The organism is Lactobacillus sp. ESL0703 (assembly GCF_029433435.1).
Classification (GTDB): Bacteria; Bacillota; Bacilli; order Lactobacillales; family Lactobacillaceae; genus Lactobacillus.
Genome location: NZ_JAQTIB010000001.1, coordinates 476,505 through 498,907, shown reverse-complemented (window position 1 = coordinate 498,907; position 22,403 = coordinate 476,505). Strand labels below are relative to the sequence as shown.

General features: G+C 35.2%; 20 protein-coding genes and 2 tRNA genes. 11 read left to right on the top strand and 11 right to left on the bottom strand.

What is annotated here, in order from left to right:
- Positions 1-28: 28 nt before the first annotated feature.
- From PT278_RS02165 to PT278_RS02130, 8 genes are all read right to left on the bottom strand, one after another.
- Positions 29-955, bottom strand: coding sequence for an SHOCT domain-containing protein (locus PT278_RS02165; RefSeq protein WP_277129823.1), 927 nt, complete (start codon positions 953-955; stop codon positions 29-31).
- A 265-nt stretch (positions 956-1,220) separates the two neighbouring features.
- Complete coding sequence (locus tag PT278_RS02160; protein ID WP_277129822.1) at positions 1,221-1,958, bottom strand: hypothetical protein; 738 nt, start codon at positions 1,956-1,958, stop codon at positions 1,221-1,223.
- A gap of 506 nt (positions 1,959-2,464) precedes the next feature.
- Positions 2,465-3,361: an O-antigen ligase family protein gene (locus PT278_RS02155; RefSeq protein ID WP_277129820.1), complete on the bottom strand. Its 897-nt coding sequence runs from the start codon at positions 3,359-3,361 to the stop codon at positions 2,465-2,467.
- 83 nt (positions 3,362-3,444) lie between these two features.
- A complete protein-coding gene (locus PT278_RS02150) occupies positions 3,445-3,966 on the bottom strand; it encodes a hypothetical protein (protein WP_277129819.1) in 522 nt (173 codons plus the stop codon).
- Between the two features lie 65 nt (positions 3,967-4,031).
- Positions 4,032-4,328: a hypothetical protein gene (locus PT278_RS02145; protein ID WP_277129818.1), complete on the bottom strand. Its 297-nt coding sequence runs from the start codon at positions 4,326-4,328 to the stop codon at positions 4,032-4,034.
- Positions 4,329-5,070: 742 nt separating this feature from the next.
- Positions 5,071-5,619, bottom strand: coding sequence for a hypothetical protein (locus PT278_RS02140; RefSeq protein ID WP_277129817.1), 549 nt, complete (start codon positions 5,617-5,619; stop codon positions 5,071-5,073).
- 505 nt (positions 5,620-6,124) lie between these two features.
- Entirely contained in the window at positions 6,125-8,329 is a 2,205-nt protein-coding gene (locus PT278_RS02135) for an SLAP domain-containing protein (RefSeq protein ID WP_277129815.1), read from the bottom strand.
- 61 nt (positions 8,330-8,390) lie between these two features.
- A complete protein-coding gene (locus PT278_RS02130; protein ID WP_277129813.1) occupies positions 8,391-8,564 on the bottom strand; it encodes a hypothetical protein in 174 nt (57 codons plus the stop codon).
- 272 nt (positions 8,565-8,836) lie between these two features.
- Here PT278_RS02130 and manA point away from each other — a divergent pair, with 272 nt between their 5' ends.
- Genes manA through PT278_RS02110 form a run of 4 tightly spaced genes read left to right on the top strand, consistent with a single transcriptional unit; the run spans position 8,837 to position 12,404 of the window.
- The gene (manA, locus tag PT278_RS02125) at positions 8,837-9,805 is read left to right on the top strand and encodes a mannose-6-phosphate isomerase, class I (RefSeq protein ID WP_277129811.1); all 969 of its coding nucleotides are present in this window, start codon (positions 8,837-8,839) and stop codon (positions 9,803-9,805) included.
- Positions 9,806-9,832: 27 nt separating this feature from the next.
- Positions 9,833-10,228: a hypothetical protein gene (locus PT278_RS02120; protein ID WP_277129809.1), complete on the top strand. Its 396-nt coding sequence runs from the start codon at positions 9,833-9,835 to the stop codon at positions 10,226-10,228.
- On the top strand, positions 10,225-10,956 hold the full coding sequence (locus tag PT278_RS02115) for a response regulator transcription factor (protein ID WP_277129808.1): 732 nt from the start codon (positions 10,225-10,227) through the stop codon (positions 10,954-10,956). Before PT278_RS02120 ends, PT278_RS02115 begins: the two co-directional genes overlap by 4 nt.
- On the top strand, positions 10,953-12,404 hold the full coding sequence (locus PT278_RS02110) for a HAMP domain-containing sensor histidine kinase (protein ID WP_277129807.1): 1,452 nt from the start codon (positions 10,953-10,955) through the stop codon (positions 12,402-12,404). The genes PT278_RS02115 and PT278_RS02110 overlap by 4 nt, the downstream gene beginning before the upstream one ends.
- 51 nt (positions 12,405-12,455) lie before the next feature.
- Here the strand turns inward: PT278_RS02110 and PT278_RS02105 are convergent, their stop codons facing one another.
- Both PT278_RS02105 and PT278_RS02100 read right to left on the bottom strand, forming a co-directional pair.
- The gene (locus PT278_RS02105; protein WP_277129804.1) at positions 12,456-13,316 is read right to left on the bottom strand and encodes an SPFH domain-containing protein; all 861 of its coding nucleotides are present in this window, start codon (positions 13,314-13,316) and stop codon (positions 12,456-12,458) included.
- Positions 13,317-13,350: 34 nt separating this feature from the next.
- Complete coding sequence (locus PT278_RS02100; protein WP_277129803.1) at positions 13,351-15,546, bottom strand: LTA synthase family protein; 2,196 nt, start codon at positions 15,544-15,546, stop codon at positions 13,351-13,353.
- A 142-nt stretch (positions 15,547-15,688) separates the two neighbouring features.
- Here PT278_RS02100 and PT278_RS02095 point away from each other — a divergent pair, with 142 nt between their 5' ends.
- From PT278_RS02095 to PT278_RS02075, 5 genes are all read left to right on the top strand, one after another.
- Positions 15,689-16,312, top strand: coding sequence for a VanZ family protein (locus PT278_RS02095; RefSeq protein ID WP_277129801.1), 624 nt, complete (start codon positions 15,689-15,691; stop codon positions 16,310-16,312).
- A gap of 82 nt (positions 16,313-16,394) precedes the next feature.
- Positions 16,395-17,738 carry a glucose-6-phosphate isomerase gene (locus PT278_RS02090; protein WP_277129800.1) on the top strand — a complete coding sequence of 448 codons (1,344 nt, stop codon included), beginning with the start codon at positions 16,395-16,397 and terminating at the stop codon, positions 17,736-17,738.
- A 112-nt stretch (positions 17,739-17,850) separates the two neighbouring features.
- Positions 17,851-18,381 (top strand): ECF transporter S component, encoded by a 531-nt coding sequence (locus PT278_RS02085; protein ID WP_277129799.1) that lies wholly within the window; start codon positions 17,851-17,853, stop codon positions 18,379-18,381.
- Positions 18,382-18,446: 65 nt separating this feature from the next.
- Positions 18,447-19,838 (top strand): MFS transporter, encoded by a 1,392-nt coding sequence (locus PT278_RS02080; RefSeq protein WP_277129798.1) that lies wholly within the window; start codon positions 18,447-18,449, stop codon positions 19,836-19,838.
- A gap of 224 nt (positions 19,839-20,062) precedes the next feature.
- A complete protein-coding gene (locus tag PT278_RS02075) occupies positions 20,063-20,248 on the top strand; it encodes a hypothetical protein (RefSeq protein ID WP_277129796.1) in 186 nt (61 codons plus the stop codon).
- Between the two features lie 56 nt (positions 20,249-20,304).
- On the opposite strand, the gene PT278_RS02070 is transcribed toward PT278_RS02075, so the two are convergent.
- The gene (locus tag PT278_RS02070) at positions 20,305-21,315 is read right to left on the bottom strand and encodes a serine hydrolase domain-containing protein (RefSeq protein ID WP_277129795.1); all 1,011 of its coding nucleotides are present in this window, start codon (positions 21,313-21,315) and stop codon (positions 20,305-20,307) included.
- A gap of 99 nt (positions 21,316-21,414) precedes the next feature.
- Between PT278_RS02070 and PT278_RS02065 the strand changes: the two genes are divergently transcribed.
- Together PT278_RS02065 and PT278_RS02060 are read left to right on the top strand one after the other, a co-directional pair.
- Positions 21,415-21,486 (top strand) — tRNA-Glu (locus PT278_RS02065).
- Between the two features lie 9 nt (positions 21,487-21,495).
- A tRNA-Gln gene (locus tag PT278_RS02060) sits at positions 21,496-21,567 on the top strand.
- Positions 21,568-22,403 lie beyond the last annotated feature (836 nt).

Here is a 22,403-nt window from a genome sequence, read left to right as displayed (position 1 = left end):
TAGCTGAGTTCTTAATCGATTTTTTTGTTTACAGGTTTAATAATTGCTTCTTCTTAGCTTCAAATTCTTCCTGGGTAATGAGATGGTCATCCAATAATTGTTTGTATCTGCGTATTTCAGAAGGGGCGTCAGTTGGTGTGGCAGTATTATCTGATTGCCAACCATCAAGAATTGCTATGACATGATTTAAATCTGAATATGCATGTCTAACCAAAAAACCGTCTGCCTTATTATCTTTAGCATTTAAGAGATTAACACTAGCGGTTCTACCATTAGTTAGGCTGATAACTACGCTCAGCTTATCGATATATTCATTCATTTTACCACCGGTTGTGCCAGCAATAATGGCGCCAGGAGTTCCAGCGATGATTGCACCAACAGCAGCGCGAGTTATAGTGTGATGCTTATTTTTGTTATGGCCTTTTTCATTTACACGATATGAAACTATGTCATCAGCATCTGCATAAAATTCAACCCCGTGAAATGCTGTATTTAAATAAATTTTTCTTTTATCAATATTGAAGTAATAGCCACCATAGTAAACAGATTCTGCCTTGATAGATGCCTGTTCTTCCTTGTGCTGTTGCTTTTTTAGTTTTTCGGCATCTATTTCTGCTTGTTCCTTCTGTGCCTGTTTTAAATAAATATTATGAAAATCTACTCCTTGCTTAATAAATTTTCTAAAGTCTTCAATCGTATGTTCAGCAGTCCAATCATGGGATTGAGTAACTTTATACTTAGCTGCACAGTCTAGGCAGACATAGGTAGAATCTTTAAACTCTAGGGGATCATCTACTTTATAAATATCTTTTCCGCAAAATGAGCATTGTGCTATAGACTGACGAAAACGATGACTTACGGGAGCGACTTTTCTTTTGATAGCTTCTAACTTTACCGGGTCATCAATCAATTCTTTTATTTCTGCAATGGTTTGATTACCTATAAATTTATTCATATGTGCTTGATTAACACCACCAGAAAAGTTACCCGTTTAAAAACAGTTTTCACAAATCACACCATCTTTTAAAGAAATTTGAATATCCCAAAAGCCCAACTCTTTACCACAAATACCACATTTCTTTTGTGACATGATTAAAACCTCCTTCTTTTGTGTTAGAACAAGTTAAACGCATTAATAGCGTAGTATTTCGATAATCCATTAAAAACAAAGTTTGCCGACGGAGTTTTTAATGGATTTTTTGCTATTAATAACTCTTGTTTTACCAATTAACTTTTAATTGATATAAATGAGAGTCGTTATCATCATTATGTGCGTTAAATCTTATTTTAAGTGGCTTAATAATTTTAATGTTCTTGGGTATGGGGGCAACAATAACCATTTTTTGGATATTTAATTTATCGTTTTCAGTTTCATCAGTATAGGATTTCTTGCCTGGAACTTGATATCTGTTTTCAGTCATTAAATGATCATTTGTTTGGCCTGGAACTATGAGACCTTGTATATTTATTTCATTTGCAAATTTTGGATTTCCTTTTGCTGGGTAAGTGATAGCTCCACCATCTATTCCGACTACCAAGTCGGACTCATAAGCTTTTGGAATTTTTAGGCTTAAAAGTACAAATCCTTTAATTTCCTTATTTTTAGATGGTAATTGATAATCTAAATACTTTGGTTTTAAAATCCTAGGCTTTTTTAAATTTGCTATTTGTACTTTTGTGATTGTAGCAGGAGCTACTTTCCAGTTATCTTTATAGTTTACATTGTATGTACTAACTGAATCTAACTTGTATACAACACTATCAACATCATCAAATTCTCCACCAATGTCTATTTCAGAAGGAATAGGCTTTTTTGTGTTTTGTGTTTGTGAATGAGAAGTAGAACTGCTACTGTTGTGATTAGAACAACTACTTATTCCAAAAATAATTACCAAAATAATTACAATTGATATTAAACAGCCACCACAGCCCTGGCTGCTGTTATCTTTTTTACTCATATTAAAACTCCTTCAATAAAATATCGCCATAGTTTTAGTGTCACTGGCTTTGTGGACATAACAATTAAAACTTCCGTCTTGATTCAATAACTTTACCTAGAATTTATCTAGATTTTCTTTATTTAAAAGAATAGGGAGTATTGTTGGGCAATAATAAGATTTGCTTGCCCATATGTTTAACAGGTTTTAGAGTAACTTCTTCATTATCGTCTACTAAGACTGCAGTAATTTCACTATCTTCGACGGTAGTTTGCTACTTAATTAAGATAGTATCTCTAGAATTGAGCATTGGTTCCATTGAATTTCCTTTGCATCGTAAAGCAAAAATTGTGTCGTTCTTAGGGTGATTAATAAAATAGATGGGAGGTGCCCATCAATATTTTGTTTAGCTAATATTGGTGTTCTACATGCAATTTACCCACAAGAGGAACTTGACGAAATTTATTTATACCAAGGTTTCTTTGTTTTTAAGTATTGTTTTTTAGTCATAATTAAGCCTCAATAATTTAGCCTTTAAATTTAAAACCACCTAAAAAGCCAGTTGTAGCTAGTGTGTTTCCTGCTTCATCGTAAATATCAACCTCAGGTCTATTTTCCGATATTGTATCTTCTGGATATGGAGCATATTTATTTGCATAATTAATTCCTATATTCCATGCTTTTTTAGTAAGAGATCTTAATTGTGCATCTGTACCAGAAAGTGCATCATCCGTTAATGTGATTTCTATAGAAAGATTCTCATCGTCAAGCCTGGCATCAACAATTGTATTATTAGTATCTTCGGGCAAATTTGCTAGAGCATCTTTTAATTTTTTTAGATTATTATGTTTATTTTTGGCAATTAGTTTTCTCTTTTTTGCTTTTTCTTCTTTTTTCTCTTTAACTTCTTTTTCTTTTTTTAATTCAGCTTTATGTTCTTTTTCTTTTTTAGCCTTTTCTGCAGCAAGTTCTTTTTCTTTTTTAGCCTTCTCCGCAGCAAGTTCTTTTTCTTTCTTAGCTTTCTTTATGGCAAGCTCTTTTTCTTTCTTAGCTTTTTGTGCTTTTGTTAAGTGTTCAGGTTCACTTGTACTTTCATTTCTAGGGGTGGCAATTGAGCCAACTGTTAGTAAAATAAAGCCTACTATAAATGCTATTACTGAATTCCTTGATTTTTTCTTTTTAATGATGGAATATATTAAATAAATAATACTGCTAATTATGGTTACTATTCCTATAAAATCTAAAGTATTACCAATGCCAAAAATAAGTCCTAATCCCCATATTGCTACAATGACAATAATTATTTTAACCCAAGTTTTTTTGTACCAAGGTAGGGTAGTATTATTGATAGTAACCTTTTTGTTACTATCTGATGGCGAATTATTAATATCACTTCTATTGCTGCTATTATCTTTTTTACTCATACTAAAACTCCTTCAAAAAATTTCGCCATAGGTTTATTGTCACTGGCTTTGTGGACATAAATTTAGCTTGTATTCCTTCTAAATTAATTTATATTGTACCATTTGTATTTATGACTATTTAATAGGCTAGAATGACCAACTGCTCTTTTATTCAAATAGAAAAATAAACCTGCACCTTGATCTTGCTTTTCTTCAGTGTAATCATCTTTAACAGTTGCAAGTGTAGCTCCTATAACACCTTGTACCTTTTCAGCGACAGCACTTTTACTTTCATTATCTAGTTCAATAAAGTCAGTATTCACTTGGACATTAGCTCTGTCTGAGCTTTCTTGTCCAGTATATTTAATTGAGCTAATAAAAGGTGAGTAATTATATCGTTTGTCACCTTTAACATAGAAGTTTTGATCTTCTTTCAGGCTCTTTTTAAGCTCTTTATTTATTTTGGCATTCAATTTTTTCTGTTTATCAGCAGCCTCATTTTCTTTTTGCTGCTGTTCAGCTTGTTTATCTTGTTGCTTTTGCTCAGCAGTTTCAGAATTACTAGTAATGGTTTTTGTCTTCATAGTTTCTTCGATTTTTGCGTTAATATTTGGGTCGATATTCATACCAACTACTGAACAAATTAAGCTATATAAGAAAAAGGTACCTATAAGTCCGCACGACCAAGCTCTTAATCGACTATATTTAGCTTCTTTTTTTGAATATATGATTTTACTAAATTAAATGCGGGATATAGAAAAATCAAAGAAAGAATTAAGCAGAATAAGAACAGGTTTTCAAACATATTAAGATGAGTATCTGGTGGGTTAATAGCAAATTCTAATATCAGAAGTGAACTAGCTGAAATAATGCCACCTAAAATTCCACTAATCCATATTTTGGCTTTTGTGTATTTTACTTGCTTACCTTGTTTCTTTTTTCTTGAATTATCATAAGCAGGATATAATAGAAAAAATCCTATAGTCAAAGTGATAATTCCTGCCCATAAAAAGTCCCAATCCATATTTTAGCAAAGGTTGGTCATTAATAATACCGCTTACTTTAAAAATTGAAATACAAGGCTATCGTTCCTTATTTTATGATAAACGAAATTTTCCATTTATTATGTCAATTCTTGTTGATAATAGGAGTCTATGACTAATATCGTACGATAATTAAATACAAGAACAGTTGCAAAAAAATTATAAAAAGAGAGTAGTTAGGATCATCTTATTGAAAAGCTGATTAGGTATTATGGAACATGTGAGAATATAAGGCTTTGAAAGTAAGTACAACACTACTAAATAGATGTACGCTAAAATATAAGTTATTAGGAGGTAACATTATTGTAGAAAGTTAAGCTTGATCAAATTTGTATGGCTTAATTAATGAAGTTAATTGTGATTCTAAACAAATTATTATTGTTAGTGCTACTGATGATAAAAGTGCTGTTTTAATCAGTAAGCGTGAGCATGACGATCTACAGGAGACATTAGCTCTAATGGTCAATTGCAAGATGCGATGAGTCAGTAGACTTAGACGATATGATTGTCGAGATTGATAATTAATAAGAGGTAAATCAAGATTGAATAGTAAATAATTGCGTAGTTTATAAAATTAGCCATAGTAAAACCTAAAAAGTTTTTTATTTCAGACTATAAAATTAGGGTTATCAGTTAAGCAAAACGTTATTCCATATTCATTATCGGTGCTCATAGTTAAATAAAGTCTTAAGTAAATCTTTGACTAGAGTTATTTAAGCAGTATGAAACAATGATTTCTGGTATTTCAGTTTTATCTAAAAAATCGAAAATTTTTAGAGTATCATTTTTAGAAACTTTATTTGAATTATCAGCATGTAATGGACCATTAGTTGAAAAAGTATCAGATACTATATACAGCAAATTAAGAGCATGTAGTAAAGTCCTATATGTAAGTAAATATGTATTGGATGAATATTCACTGTTAACAGTTTCGTAGTCTAATGGGGGTTTAAATTCAGACCCTTTTTCTAGAACTGGGAAACTTAAGTCACCGTTAGATGATTGTCGTATATAAACATCGTTGTTACCTTGAGAAAATCTAATATATTGTAATCCAACTGAAATAACTTGATATGAAAGATTTGTCACATACAAGTTCCAATTCTTTTCTGAATGTGTTGTTTCATATAACTGCTTTAGATAAATAATTACATTTAATGTATGTTCTTTTTTATAAAAATAAATGTTTGTCCAAACTGCAGCAATAGTTCCAATGGCTGCAAGTAAATTAATCATTATTTGAACTATTGAAATTATGTTTTTTGAATTCCAAGATAAAATAATTAAAAATGAAGCAAAAAGACCAACAATAAATCAAAACCAAGCACTTTGGAATAATTTGTATTTGTTCTTGATTTTGGTACAAATCAAAGATATTTTCTTTATGTAACTAACTATTACTTTCTTATACGCAGCCATTAAACAGATAGCGCAAATTATAGAAGAAATAGTTGTTAAAAGAGCTAGTATAATTAAAAATAAAGTCATGAATTACTTGCCTTTCAGTAAGATAAGCTAATGCTTTTCGAAGCCTACAAAATTTTATAATTTAATAATTAAGTTCGAAAGGCTTCAGGGCATTGAATTATAAAACCTTATGACTCAGTTAGAGTGGTAATTTAAATAAGCGGCTAATAATGACAGTTAAAAATAGCTATTATTCAATGATAAATTTTCATAGAAAAAAGCATTACCCGTATAAGCAATGCTTTTTTAATATCTAAAAGTTTAATTATTCCAATTAATATTTATAATCAACATAGTATGAAGTTTCTGTAGTCCATAATCTACCATCAAAAGTATAATTGATACTTTTTTCATCTTTACTAAAGGTGGCATCTGTTGCCCCTTCACATTTATTTACTAGAGCTAAAATATCATGTTTCTCTTGATCGGTTAGCTTATAATTTTTAAAATTATAAAAATCAGTATTTATAAGAACTGCTTTTCCATCTAATTGCTTATAAGCTTTTTGTAAGTCGCTTTTTGCTTTAGAAATTGCCAAAGAGGACGAGGCATTGTTTGCTACAATTTTAGTTGCTGAATAATAAGCAGATGAATATTCATCTTTTGCTTTTTTACTGGAGAACATATATAGAGCACCTAAGTCATAGGTTGATTTGTAAGTTGAACTCAGTAACTCTTTTAGATCATCAAATTCATTTTTACTTGCAGGAGCAACATTTTTATTAAAAGAAATAAAGTAAATAATTTCTGTTTTTTGATTCTTTCCATCTCTAGAAAATTCTATATGGTCAGACTCACTAAAATGAGCATCGGTAGCACCTTCTGCTTTGTTTACTAAAGCCAAAATATCAGTTTTTTCTTTGTCAGTTAATTGATAAGCGCCAGAAGTATAATCATCTTGATTACCGGCAATGGAAACTCGCACTCCATCTAAATTATTATAGGCTGCAATTAAGTTATTCTTAATTTTATTAAACTGCTTAACTGTCATCCAAGTTCCTACTTGTGAATTTTTGAAAGCATCATCATATGCTTTTCTTGCATCAGGAGAGGAAAGTGAATATTTATCTCCAATATCGTATCCATACTTGTATTTATCTTTTATTTTCTGCTTAAAATCGTCAATCTCTTTTTGAGAAACATATTGCGATGCTTTAAAATCAGCTAGATATAACAAAGTCATGTGTTTAAATTGGTTATCGATAGTGTAAGTTATAGTACTGTTGTCACTAAAATGAGCATTGGTTGAATCAGTTACTTTATTTGCCAAAGCCAAAATATCAGCTTTTTCTTTAGCAGTTAGTGTGTAACTATTATCTTCAAAGTCTTCTTTTGTACCACTAAGTTGAATTTTTTTACCATCTAAATTATTGTATGCGGTTGATAATTCGGACATTGCCCGCTTTAAATCGTTAGAACTTGATCGACTATCATTTACAACAGCGAAAGCAGTACGATATGCATAATCATAGGCTGAACGATTTTTCTTTGAAGATAAATCATACTTTGTACCTATGTCGTAACCATTTGGATATTTAGCTTGTTGACCAGATATCAATTTTTGATCTTCTGTAAATTCTCCATTAGTAGCTGGTGCAGGAAGTTTACTTTTGCCATTTAGATCAGAAGCCTTTATATAGTAATCTTCATCGAATAAATCTAATTCATAATATTCTGTACCGTTAATATTCACAATTTTATTTATGTCGGATTGATAAAATTTGTAACCCTTATTTAAAAATTTACCTAAAACATGATTTCCATCTTTATCATAGATAAGTATGTCATTAGATACGATAGTATAAAGATCACCATCGTCATCTGTATTCCAAGAATTGAAATCATTATTTGAAGAAGAGATAGGATTACTTGGGGCAGAGGGAGCTGTAGTTCCAGCACTTGGAACGGATGGTGCTGCTGTACTAGATGATGGCTGTGTGTTATTGACTGGCTGGCTTGGTTTCTGATTATTATTTGGGTTTGTATTTGCAGAAATAGGTTGGGTAGGAGGAGTGATTAAAGTTAAATTACTTAATCTAACATATTGATCTTTTCCAATTTTTAAATATTTTTGGCCTTTGATAGTTTTAATACCTAAAGATTTGATAGTTGTACCAGCTGATACATATTTCTTGCTAATCCGTTGACCTGCAGAGTTATAAATATAGGATTTTTTGATAGCTGAATATTTTTTAGCTGGTACAAAGTTGTTAGCAATAACGTATTGGTTCTTTCCAATTTTATAAAATTTCTTTTTTCCAATAGTTATTGTTCCAATAACTTTAACAGTTTTTCCGCTCTTTAATACATAATTTTTAACACGTTTACCTTCCGCGTTATAAACATAAGCATTTTTTGACAATTTTTTAGTTGAGCTAACTGATTGTGCCGCGCTAACTTGTTGATTAGCGATTGGAGCAGCGATTGCAAGTAATGAAGCTGCAGCAATTCCTGTAAATAAATTTTTCCTAGTTCTCATAAACTTATCTCCTAAAATCGCCATAGGTTTAAAGTCACTGGCTTGGTGGACATAGTTAGAACTAGTATTTTTCGTTGAATTTCTTATCGCGATAATGGGCTATTATGCAGACAAGAATAAAAGCAACAACAACAAACTCTATTACATGAATCCAATTGATTGAAAAAATATCGTAAATAATCCATAAAGAAAATAGACCTAATAATGTCCAAAGTCCTGAAAAAAATCCTTTCATTTTTACCTCCTTATTCAACTAGTCTTAACCTAATAGTTATCTAAATATCTATTTTAAAACTAATATATCTATAAGTCTATATACTGATTAGGCTAGAAAACTATAATAGAACCAACAAATTCTAGCAATTAATTAATATCGGGTAGTAAAAAAGCATAAATTAATTCTGATTTATGCCAAAAAGTCTTTATAATAAGGCATAAGATAAAGATTCACTAAAAATATTCCTTTTTTATCAGATAAAAGTTTAAACTAAATATGAGGTGATTAGAGTGGAACCAATATTTTTAACGCCGTATTTCAGACCTAAAATTTGGGGTGGGCGCAAGTTACAAACGATTTTTAATTATGATATTCCTGCTGGCAAAGTTGGCGAGGCGTGGATTATTTCTGGTTATAAAGATGACGCATCGCTGGTTAGTCAGGGTCAATTAAAGGGTCAGACTTTGCGGCGGGTATATCAGGAACATCCAGAACTTTTTGGTAATCCCAAAGAAAAAGAATTTCCACTATTAGTCAAGTTTTTAGATGCCAATGATAACTTGTCGGTGCAGGTACATCCAGATGATGAATACGCCAAAAAAGTGGAGCATGATAGCGGGAAAACCGAGAGCTGGTACGTCTTACAAGCCGATCCTGGTTCATATTTAATCTATGGTCATACTGCTAAGACGCGGCAAGAACTAGCGGATATGATACATCAAGGTCAGTGGGATAAGCTGCTGCGTAAAGTACCAGTTAAAACTGGCGATTTTTTCTATGTTCCAGCAGGGACAATTCATGCTTTAACTAAGGGAATTATGGTAATTGAAACTCAGCAGTCAAGTGATGTTACTTATCGCTTATATGATTATGATCGTGTTGATGAAAAGACGGGAAAGACGCGGCAATTGCATACCCAAAAGTCAATTGATGTTACTACCGTGCCGCATGTTGATCTGCAAGTTACCGTTCAAATATCTAACGAGCAGGATGCTGTGATTAAGACTTTAGTCGAGCCGCCGCTTTCACCACATTTTTACTTGTGGCAGATTGACTTAGATGGGCAGTGGCAAACTAGTTTAAATAACCACCCATACTTGTTAGTTTCGATAATTGCTGGGTCTGGCCATTTGCAGGTTGGCGCGCAAAGTTACGCACTCAAAGTTGGCACTAATTTCATCATTCCTAATCAGATGAAAGAATTTTCATTCATTGGTAAAATGAAAATAGTAATGTCTGCTCCAGCTAAGCAGCATTAAAATACAATAAAAAGGAAAATAAGTAGAATGATATATATTGCTTGTGGTGCAATTTTGCTTGCCCTCGGACTAATCTGGTTAATTAAACCGGCTAAGAAAGCCAATCCACTCTATGGTTATTCGTCATACTTAGCGCAAGTTAACCAGGGTAGTTTTGCTTTTGCTCAGAAAAAGGCAAGTCTATATTTTGCCTTGTTTGGCTTACTGCAACTGCTACTGGGAGTTGGCATTCATCTATTAAAGTGGGATCGGTATTTTTTGATTTGGTTATTGACGTTTTACTTCTTTATCCTGTTTCCAATTGTTGCCACTGAAAAAAGTTTGAAACAGTTTTTAATTAAGCGTCATGAATTGCCGGCAGATTATGTTGACCCAGATAAGGTGAAGCATGAAAAAACTAAAGGATTTAGGGATCGAAAATGAAACTGAAAATTTTGATGGTTGAAGATGATAACTCTGTTGCCGAAATGATGGGGATGTTTTTTGCTAAAGAAGGCTGGACACAAGAAATTGCCGTTGATGGTGTTCAAGCCGTGGAAATGTTTAAAAGATACCCTGAAGAGTATGATCTAATTACTTTGGACCTTAATTTACCTAAAAAAGATGGCATTCAGGTGACTAAGGAAATCCGGGCACTATCGCCAAGCGTGCCGATAATTATGTTGACGGCGCGTGATAGTGAAGCCGATCAAATTTTGGGATTAGGCGTTGGCGCTGATGATTATGTTTCTAAACCATTTAGCCCCTTGGCCTTAATTGCACGGATTAAGGCCTTGCATCGGCGAATTATGATTGAAGACAACCAAAACAAACCTGAGATGTCACAATCGACAAGTAATTTTGATGTTCATACTAACCATGTCAAAATTTCTAAGGCGCGACGTGAAGTATTGTTTGATGACAAAAAGGTGGCTAATATTACGCCGAAGGAATTTGACTTACTCTATACAATGGCGCAAAAGCCCAAGCAGGTTTTTTCTCGTAGTCAGTTACTTGAAGCAGTCTGGGGTTATGATTATTTTGGTGAAGAACGTACAGTCGATGCTCACATTAAAAAGCTGCGGCAAAAATTAGAAAAAGTTGGTGCTGATGTAATTCAAACTGTCTGGGGAGTTGGCTATAAGTTTGATGATGAGCAGGTCAATAAATGAAGTCGATTTACCAGCATTTACTTAGCTTTTTGCTAATCATTATTACGACAGTGTCAATTATTGGTTATGCTGAGATTAAGTCGGTAACGACGCAGTCTTATGAGCAAAATTATCGGCGCATGGAAGATTATGCATCATCATTAGGTGATTTAGCTGCCAGCGACCAAAAGAATGGCACAGTTATGCTTAACTCTGAATTTTTGGATCAATTGCAGTTTGTTTTGCGTGGTGATGACCTGCACTTGCATATTTTTAACAATCAGGGAGTACAAATCTATCCTAAAAGTCGGCGCTTGTTACGCTTAAAGAGGAATGTGTTTGCTGTTTTAAGCAGTGACAAAGAAATTCATGTTAGAAATAATAATGAGGAGCGGTCATACTTGTGTCATACAAGAAATCCATACACGGGAGTAATCGTTCCCTGGATGAGCGGCCATAAGATTATTGGGGCGATTTGGCTGGGATCACTTGTAAAGGATGTGGAACGCCCAATTGAAACGGCCAAGCATAATTTGATTAATGCTTTAATTATTGCCTTACTTGTTGGCTTAGTTATGAGTATCATCTTAAGTTATTATTCGACTAACAAGATCAACCGGCTGTCGAGAGCAACTAAAAAAGTACAGTCTGGTAATTTTGATGTTCAGATTGAGTACAAGGGCAATGATGAAATTGACCAGTTGGCTGCTAGTTTTAATAAAATGGTGCAGGCGCTAAAAAAATATGACCAAGAAGTTAAAACGCAGGAAAAACGGCGCGACCAATTTATGGCTGATGCAGCTCATGAGATGCGAACACCATTAACGACGATCAATGGTATCCTTGAGGGCCTGCAGTATGATGCCATTCCAGAAGAATCTAAACCAAAATCAATTGACTTAATGCGTCGAGAAACTAAACGCTTAATTCGCTTAGTTAATGAAAATTTGGATTATGAAAAGATTCGTAATAATCAAATCAATTTGACCAAGACAAAATTTAATGCCAAGAAAATTCTAGAAGATGTTGTAATCCAATTAAGGCAAAATGCCGATAAGGCTAACGATCAACTTGAATTAAAGGCGCCGGATGAATTGCCGATTTATGCGGATCGTGACCGATTAACGCAAATTATTGTTAATCTGGTTCAGAATGCAATTCAATTTACTACTAATGGTCATATCGTGCTTAGTGGTCGCAGAATAACTCATGGCACGCAAATCATCGTTAAAGATGATGGGATTGGGATGAGCAAGAAGCAAATGAAGTATATTTTTGAGCGCTTCTTTAAAGCTGATCCATCAAGGGCACGGCTAGGTACAGGTGAATCTGGGTTAGGATTAGCGATTGTATCATCGCTTGTTAAGCAGCATGGCGGCAAGGTAGAGGTAACTTCTGAAATAGGGCAAGGTGCAGAATTTACAATTACCATTTATGACCAGGGTTACGAGCAATATTTAGGTAAATAGATACAAAAAGAGCACTTCAAATTGAAGTGCTCTTTGTTTTTGGCAATAGAATTATTTTCCTTCAGCTTGGTGCCATACTTTAGCGGAAGCCGGCAATTCGCTTAAATTAGTCATTTCGTCTTTACTTACGACAATTAAATTGTCTGGGCCAGCAGCTAACTGATTAAAGCTGTCTAGACTTTGGTTTCTAAAGTAGCCCTCACTAGCATTGGCAAGACTAGTCTGCAGTTGATTAATGCGGTATGCTTCAGCATCAGCTTTAGTCTTAATTGCTTCGGCGTTAGCTTTGGCAGTGGCAATTAAAGCATCGTTTTTGGCCTTAGTTGTTAATTCAATGTTTTTGGCTTCACCTTCAGCTTTTTCAATGGCTGCGATTTTCTCCCGGTCAGCAGTTAATTGCTTGTCCATTGCCTTTTGAATTTCAGGACTTGGCAGCAGTTCATCAATGTTAACTCGAACAACGCGAATGCCGTAGATATCTGTTAAATCGCCAATGGCTTCGGATAATTGGGTGTTAATTTTACTTGTTGAGCCCAATGCCTCGTTCAGGTCCATTCGGCCGATAATGTCGCGTAAGTGACCGCGAATTAATTCAACCATGGATTTAACTGAGTCTGTGTTGTTATAAAAATACTTGTAAGAATCAGTTACCAGATAGTTTAAGGTTAGACTAGTTGTGATTTCGGCATTGTCTTTAGTAATAATTGAATATTTGGAAATTTCTGCAGGAAACATCGCCAAAGAAACACGCCGTATTTTTTGAATGAAGGGAATAATAAAAACAAAACCAGCTTTAACGGTTTTAGAATACTTACCTAAAGTTTCAATTAAGCCTTCATTATTCTGCGGCACAACCCGGCAGCCCGCGATAAAAAATGCAATTAGAAGAATAAAAATAATTAGTAAAAACATCTTGGTTTTTCCTTTCTATAGTAGATATAAATGATTATTTATTATATGCCTTTTTCTTGTTTTTACTAGATTTATTTTTCTTTTCTGTTAAGTGGTTGCCGCGGACAGATTCTGGAATTTCGGTGATTTCTTCATCGCGACCCTTTAATTCAGGTGCGTCAGTTTTGTAAAGTTTTGTCGTTGAGCCATGATGGACATTAATCAGTGCCGTTGACTTTTTCTTCAGTTTATTTTGAATTTTTTCCATTTGTTGAAAATTGGTTAGATAATCAAACTGGTTGGGATTAACAGGCTTAAAGCCTTTTGGCGTGTAAAAACGCAACAAGTTATGGTTATTAAGCAAGTCTGAATATTTTAAGGATTGCTTCGCCTTTTTGGCAAGGTCTGCTATTTCTTCTTTTTCCTGTTTGGTAAAGTTGATAATTTGCTTGCCAGTCTTACGATCATAGACAAGACCTTTTTTACCTTTGGCGCCAATAATCACGTATTTTTGACTGACAATTGTACCGTTACGAAAAACGATCCACGGGCGATACTGCCGTGATAATAGGTCACTGCCGAATTGCACGTAATGCTTATTGCTGATGCCCAACAGGTGCATCAAGGTCGGCAAGACGTCAATTTCACCGGCAACTTCATGGTTGATTTTGCCCTTTAGATTAGGCGCGTGAATCATGAAGGGCACCCGTTGCATTTGCGTATCATTATAACTACTCCAAGTGTCAGAACTTTCGCCGACAATTGGTGCCAAAGTTTGATTTTCAGAGTTTGTTAAACCGTAATGGTCGCCATAGATAACGACCATTGTGTTCTTGGCTAAGCCGGATTTTTTCAAGTAAGCAAAAAATTCGCGGATGGACTCATCTAGATAATGGGCAGTTTCAAAGTAATTGTTAATGGTTTTGTCGCTGGTATCGGTAGTTTGAAAATGCGGGTCGAGATCCTGGTCATCCATTGAAAACGGCGTGTGGTTGGTTACCGTAATAAACTTGGTGTAGAAGGGCTGCTGCATGCGTTCTAAATACTTAATACTTTCGGCAAAAAGCAGCTTATCTTTGACACCGTATTCCTTTTTATCATCCTTATCAGTACTGAAATAATTTTGGTCAAAAAAGTAATTGTAACCCAGGTTCTTATAGACTTCGTCACGATTCCAGAAGGTACCGACATTGCCATGGAAGACAGCAGAAGTGTAATTGCCATGTTCATGTAAAATTTGCGGTGCAGCTTGGAAGGTATTGGAACCGCCAAGAGCAGTAAAAAGTGACCCGTCAGCGATACCGTAAGTGCCAGTCTCCAGCATGTTTTCGGCATCACTAGTGCGGCCGATGCCGACTTGGTGATAAAAGTTGTCAAAACTGATCGTGTGCTTGTCGTGATAGATTGAATTTAGAAACGGCGTTACTTCTTTGCCGTTGACCTTTAATCCAATTAAAAATTGCTGGAAACTTTCAAGGTGAATAACAATGACGTTTTTGCCTTTTTCTTTGCCAAAATAATTGGCATTAGCAGGTATCTTGTTTTTCTTGGTAAAATTAAGAATTTTGTTCAAATCAGCTGCATTGGCATTACGGTTGATCTGCTCGGTTTGCTCATTTTTAATACCGTCATAAACGGTGTATGTATCAAGACCAAGGTACTTAACAACATAAGCACGGTCAAAGGTATTTCTTAAAAGCCGCGGTCTGGACGATTCAGCCAGGAAAATATTTAATGCCAAAACAAAAAAGCCGAATGAAGTAATGGTAAACGGCGTTAAGAGCCCGTAAGACCTCTGATCGATTTTTAATTTATGTGTCACTAATAGGGCAATGACCAAAATTAGGTCGAGCCAGAGCAGAATATCTGACGGCTGCAAGAGTGAAACTGCACTTTTGCCTAAGCCTGGGGCAACTTTACCCGCATTAGTAATTGTCTTAACTGTAATAAAATCTGAAAATTCACGATAATAGAGGATATTAGCAAATAATAAGCAGGTATTGGCAAAGTCCATCAACAGCATGACCCAATAGGAAACAATCGGTTTAGGAAAATAAAAGCCGATGCTCAAGAGCAAAATTGCTGTTCCCAGCGGACTAAGCCACATAATGATGTGCTGATAAGGATCAGAAATACCTAAATTGAAATCATGGTATGCCGCAAAGATGTACTTTAGGACAAATAGCAAGACGAGCAGGATAAAAAAGCCTGTTCTTGTCTGCATGAAGTTTGCTAGATTCTTTTTTTTCAAAATGAACGCTCCTTTAATAATGATTTTAAAGGTTTAACAGGCGTGAGACAATCTTTTCGCGATTATTAGTCGTTTTTTAAGATTTGTATACGTGAAATTGAGTATAATTTAAATGAACTTTATTTTTAGGAATTGATTAAGCATGATTTTTTTAGGACCACTGTATAATATCATTGCGCAAAATTTAGCTACTAAAATCAACCACTTTGCGTTGATTAAGCTGCTGATACTGGCAATTGATAAAACTATTCTGTATTTTTTATTGTTTGCCGTTGTACGCTTATTCTGGTTAATGGCAATCCGGCGCCGGCGCTCAATCAAGTCCGAAGCCAGCGTGTGGCTGTTTGCATTTTATCTTATTTTAGTGTTAATGCTGACGACTTTTCGAAATACATATTTTCCGTGGCAGCTGACTTTTTATTTTAGCAGGCCATTAAGTGAAATCAACTTGGTATTTTTAAAAGAAACATGGAAATTAGTGTATGCTCAAAGCCGGCTCGACTTTTTCTATAATTCTTTTGGTAATGTGTTATGTTTTGTACCGTTTGGCTTTTTGGCACCATTTGTTTTTTCAAAAAAGCAAACTTTTTTAAGAGTATTACTAGCAGGGATGATTTTTTCGATTTTTATTGAGGGGATGCAATTTTTGCTTGAAACTGGTGTTAGTGATATTGATGATGTCTTTTTTAATAGTTGTGGTGCAGCTATTGGATATTTACTTTATTGGGTGTTTAAGTCTGTGCGTAATAAGTTTGCAAAACATTAAAGAAATAACTGGAATTTGCAAAATAAGATTGTTAGAATATTCTTGTGAAATAAATATTTTGTTTAGTTAAGGAAGCGTACTTATGAGTTTGATTAAATTTGACAGCACTAAATTGACGCCATTTGTTCATGAAAATGAACTCAGTGAGATGCAAGCATTGGTTAATGCTGCCGCTCAAGAATTAAAAGAGGGCACTGGTGCGGGCAATGATTTCTTAGGCTGGGTTGATTTGCCAGTTGATTATGATAAGGAAGAATTTAGCCGGATTAAAAAGGCCGCTAAGAAAATCCAAGGCGATTCTGAAGTTTTAATTTGTATCGGGATTGGTGGTTCATACCTTGGCGCTCAAGCTGCGATTGAGTTTTTGAATAGCTCATTCTATGGTAAGGGCCAAGATAAGTACCCAACGATTGTTTTCTGTGGTAATTCACTTTCAGGATCATATCTGCATGATTTAATAGCTTGGCTGGGTGATAAGGACTTTAGTATTAATGTTATTTCTAAATCAGGAACAACAACTGAAGCTGCTGTTGCCTTTAGAATTTTTAAAGACAAATTAATTAAAAAATACGGCAAAGAAGAAGCACAAAAACGGATTTATGCAACAACCGATCGTGCTAAGGGCGCTCTGAAGACTGAAGCGGATGCAGAAGGTTACGAAGAATTTGTTGTGCCAGATGATATTGGTGGTCGTTACAGTGTACTATCAGCTGTAGGCTTATTGCCAATTGCAGCTTCTGGTGCCGATATTGACCAATTGATGCAAGGTGCAGCTGATGCTCGCAGCGATTATGATGATACTGATTTGACTAAGGCTACGCCGTACCAATATGCTGCATTGCGGAATATTTTGTATCGGAAGGGTTACACAACAGAAATTGTTGAAAATTATGAACCAACTTTGAGAATGTTTGGTGAATGGTGCAAGCAATTGATGGGTGAATCAGAAGGTAAGGACAACAAGGGAATTTGGCCATCAAGTGCTAACTTCTCAACTGATTTGCACTCTTTGGGACAATACATTCAAGAGGGTTTGCGTAACTTGTTTGAAACAGTTATTCGCGTTGAAAATCCGGCTAACGATGTAGAAATTCCTGCTGATGACCGTAACTTGGACCAACTTAACTTCTTAGCTGGTAAGAGCTTAAATTATGTTAATGAACGTGCTTATCAAGGTGTTGTACTGGCTCATACTGATGGCGGCGTGCCTGTAATGACAGTTAACATTCCCGATCAAACTGAACATACTCTTGGCTATTTGATTTACTTCTTTGAATTAGCAATTGCGATTTCTGGTTATTTAAACGGAATTAATCCATTCAACCAACCAGGAGTTGAAGCATACAAGCGTAATATGTTTGGTTTGCTTAACAAGCCAGGTTATGAAGACCTGCACGATGATTTAACTGCCCGTTTCAATAAATAACTGAATTAAACGAACTTTACTTTTAACTATAATTGGTTTTTAATTAAATTAATATTAAAAATATAATTTTATCGTTTGAATAATAAATTATATTATTTGGGAGTATTTAATTATGGCAGATGATAGTAAAAGTAAGTTAACACTTGGTCAATTAGTCTTTTTAGCATTGCTGACGGCGCTGAACGTTGTACTTAGTCGGATATTAATTATTCCGATTCCAGCAACTCACGGCAATATCAATTTTTGCGATACCGGGATTTTTTTAGCGGCAATCACATTAGGACCAGTTGCTGGACTATTAGTTGGCGGGTTATCCGGATTTTTACTTGATTTACTTTCTGGGTACGCACAATTCATGCTCTTTTCACTGGTTATTCATGGGCTAGAAGGACTATTTGTGGGCTTGCTAGTGAAAAAGGCGGTACAAGATGGTCGCAAGTGGTTGCGTTACATTTTGGCACTTGTTGTTGGTATTATTGTGATGGTTGGCGGATACTATTTGGCTAATTGGCTGTTATATTCCACGGCAGCTGGCGTTTTAGGACTTTTGACTGATACTATTCAAGGAATAGCCGGTGCAATTGTTGCTGTGATCTTGCTGCCAGCTTTGCAAAAAGTGTTGCTAAAATATCGGCAGCTTTAATTAAATAAAGAAGGGGTAAAAGCATTCCATGCTTTTACCCTTTTTTATGATAAGGAGATGTTTTAATGGAGAAAAAAGTAGTAACGCCGAAGCACGTTGGGGCAATTATTAGCTGTGCCTTAATGGCGTTTGTTTCAATTTTGACCGAAACAAGTTTAAATGTTACTTTTCCAACAATGATGAAGCAATTTCATATTGGCTTAGGTCTAGTGCAGTGGACTACTACCGGTTATTTACTGGCAATTGCCATAATTATGGTCGCAAGCTCATATTTAAATGATCGCTTTTCTGCTAAACAATTATTTTTAACGGCAGCGATTACCTTTATTGTCGGCTCATTTGTTGCAGGAACAGCCACTAATTTTTGGCTTCTTCTAAGTGGACGACTGATTTCGGCATTTGGCGCTGGCTTGTCAATCCCGTTAATGTTTAATCTGGTAGTTGAGCTGATACCACAAGACAAATGGGGCTTTTATATGGGAATTACGGGGCTTGTAGTCATTTTAGCTCCATCCTTAGGACCAACTTTTGGTGGTACAGTTGTTTACTTCTATGGCTGGCCGTTAATTTTTGGTATTGCGGCAATAATTGGTCTGATAATCCTTGTTTTGGGTCTGTTTATGGTCGAACAATACCATGAGAAGAAGCATCCACAATTTGATTGGCGCAGTTATATTATTATTGCAGCGGCGATGGTAATTTTTAGCTTGACCTTCAATCAAATCGGTCAGGGGCTGACCAATATTTGGTTTTGGCTAGGGATGATAGTCGTTGCGGTTTTAGGTTGGTTGTTTATTAAATCAGTCAAAAATAGTGACAAGCAGCTGCTCAACCTAGCAGTTTTTAAAAACAAGGCATTTATTTGTGCACTGATTTCGTATTTATTGTTGCAATTTATTAATATCGGCACTAGCTTTGCACTACCAAATTATGTTCAGATTGTTAATCATTCAAGTTCGCTAGTTGGTGGGTTGATTTTACTGCCGGGTTGTATCCTGAGCGGGGTGCTTAATCCGTGGTTTGGTCATATTTATGACCAAAAGGGTGCCAAACTGCCACTTTTGACAGGGACAATCTTTTGCATGCTTGCCTGTATTTTATTTGCAATTTTCAGCTTAAAGATTTCGACAATAATGATTGTTGTTTTTTATGGCATTATGATTATTGGCCGGCAGTTAGCCTTTAATAATACAATGGCAGAAGCTTCCAAATTGCAGCCAGATGAATTACATACCGATGCAACGGCAGTCTTTCAGACGGGACAACAGTATGCTGGCTCTCTAGGTACGACAGTTATGGCAACAATTATTTCTGCTTGGCAAAAGAAACCGGGTAATTATGCGGCAATGACGGCTAAAGGTAGTCAAATTGCATTTATTGTGTTAATTTTTGCAAGTGCTATTATCTTATGTAGTTATCTTAGAATGTTTAAACTTGAACGACAAAATAGTAATTAAATAACACTTTCATAAAATATCTGATTTTATAAGTGTAATTATACTTAATAAAAAAATAATTTTGCTTATGCTTACGGCTGTAAACATTTGATAACGATAATGATTATAAGTGCTAAATTAAATATTGTTATTGAATCATAATTAAAAAACGCAAAAATCGCTTACAATTATGCTGAAAATAGGTATAATTTAACTAGTTGTTTAAGCAAAAGGAGTTTTTTAAGATGATGTGTGATAACTTAATTATCAAAATTATTAACGTGATCGTATTTGGGATTGCAGCGTATTATACCTTTACTGCAGATGGCATGATGATGGCAATGTATTGGATGGCAGGCGGCATGTTATTTGATGCTGTAGCTGATTTGATTTGGCATTTTATTCCTAACAAAAAAGATTGTGCAAAATAATGTATAATAATGAACCCCTGAATTAGGATGACTAATTTCAGGGGTTTTCTGATAGTTTATTTATCATTTTCAGTTAAAAAGCTGCGGATAATTTTTTCGCGCATTGTTAAGAAAATCTGGTTATGACCTGTTGGGTGTACGCGATTGGTCAGTAAAATCAGTCCGGATTTTTTAACGCGATCAAGCAAAATCAAGGTTCCGGTATATCCGGTGTGAAGGATTAGGGGATAATGACTCTCAGGATCAAAGCGGATATCCCAGCCCCAAGAGCGCGGTTTTACGCCTGCTGGATTTTTATTTTCAAAAAGTTGGCTAACAACATCTTGGTCATAAGGCAAGATGTTAGGGTTGAGCCCCAGGTAGCCCTTGCTGATTTTGATTAAATCCTCCATTGAGGAAAATAACCCAGCAGAGCCGCAGTCATTCCCTAATTGTCGCGCCTTAGGGTCATGGGGGACACCCTGAAGGACTTGACCATTAAATAAGGCAGTTGGCACGCAATCGCTAATTACAGGCTTAAAGGTGGTCTTGGTCAGTCCTGCGGGCGCAAAAATTTCGGAAGCAGCCACTTCTTGAACGGGTCTACCGTAAATCTTTTTAATTACCAAACCCAACAAAATGAAATTGGTGTCGGCATAGCGCATTTTATGTTCAAACTCGTCGGTTACCGGCAAGTGGATAATTGCATTAATTAAATCATCATGATTTAATTCGTCGCGATGATCGATCCAGCCGCGGATACCGCTAGTGTGGGTAAGAAGATGAAACAGGCGCACACGACGGTCGGTAAATTCAGGAATGAAGTCGTGCAGGGGCTCAGAGAAGTTAAGTTTGCCTTTGCCGTATAATTTTAGTAAAATATTTTCAGTTGCAAGGACTTTGGTTAAACTAGCTAGGTCATATTCGGCGAACGGGCTGAGCTGGCTAACTTTAGGATAGATCGTGGCAAAGCCCACGGTTGAAGTGAAAGTTTGTTTATTTTTAATAAAGGCGTAATTAACGCCCGGCACGATCCGTTCGGAAACCATTGATTCAATGAGGTTTTGGGTGGTTGAGTAATCAATCATTTATCTCTATCCTTTGCAAAAATTTATCTTATTAATTATTATAACTAAAAATCTCTTGACAAGAACAACTTTTACAAGCATAATAATTACTGTTGATTTTGCCCGTTGGTCAAATGGTTAAGACGCCACCCTCTCAAGGTGGAGTTACGAGTTCAATTCTCGTACGGGTGATTTTATCAATGGGATATAGCCAAATGGTAAGGCACAGGTTTCTGGTTCCTGCATGTTTCGGTTCGAGCCCGGATATCCCAATATTCATGATTTGTCTTAGTTTCAACTAGCTTAAAACGTTGATACTAAGGCATTTTTATTTTCTACGATTTTTTGAAATTACACCAAATTATGTACTTAGGTTACAACATTTTTGCAAAGGTAGACTAATCAAAATATTCTAAAATTGGTCTAGTTGAACGCTGAAAGTGCTATAATATCAAGTGTTCAGCAATTTAATTATCTATTAGCTTAGATAGAGCCTAAAGGGCTTCTTTTTTGTTAAAAATCAGCAATTGGGTTACAACATTTGGTACATTCCTTTAGGGTGTTAAATTGTTTACAGGGGATCTGTGATTTACCATCCCCTTTAAGTTAAATCGTCGTAAATCTTGCTGGATAACGAAACGTTATTGAGTTATTCAGTCGTATTTTGCGATGGTATTAAAAAAATCCTCTGCATAGCAGAGGATCATTTTAATGACTGCCTAAAGTAACCAGCTTTTGGACTTTTTGAGGTTCAGCCTCATTGATATCATTCATTATCATTTTACAATATTTTAGGTCATTGTCAACGGATAAAATTCTGGTAAAATGACTAATGGAATTATCTGAGACTTAACCACTCTCAATTATGGTAATTCTAGGAGGTGAATGCCTCTATGGTATCATTCATTTTGGGTCTAGTATCTGGCATACTAGCTAACTTAATTTCTGCATGGTTATATGACCATTTTAAGAAATAGCCCAGCATTTAAAGGGAGTAAGCAGGTAAAGCTGCTGCTCTCTTTTTATTATAGCAGGTGTTTTATTATCAATGGTACTTGAAGTGTTTTCCATTCTGTTGCTTTAAAGTCATCTGAGGTGACTACAGCTGG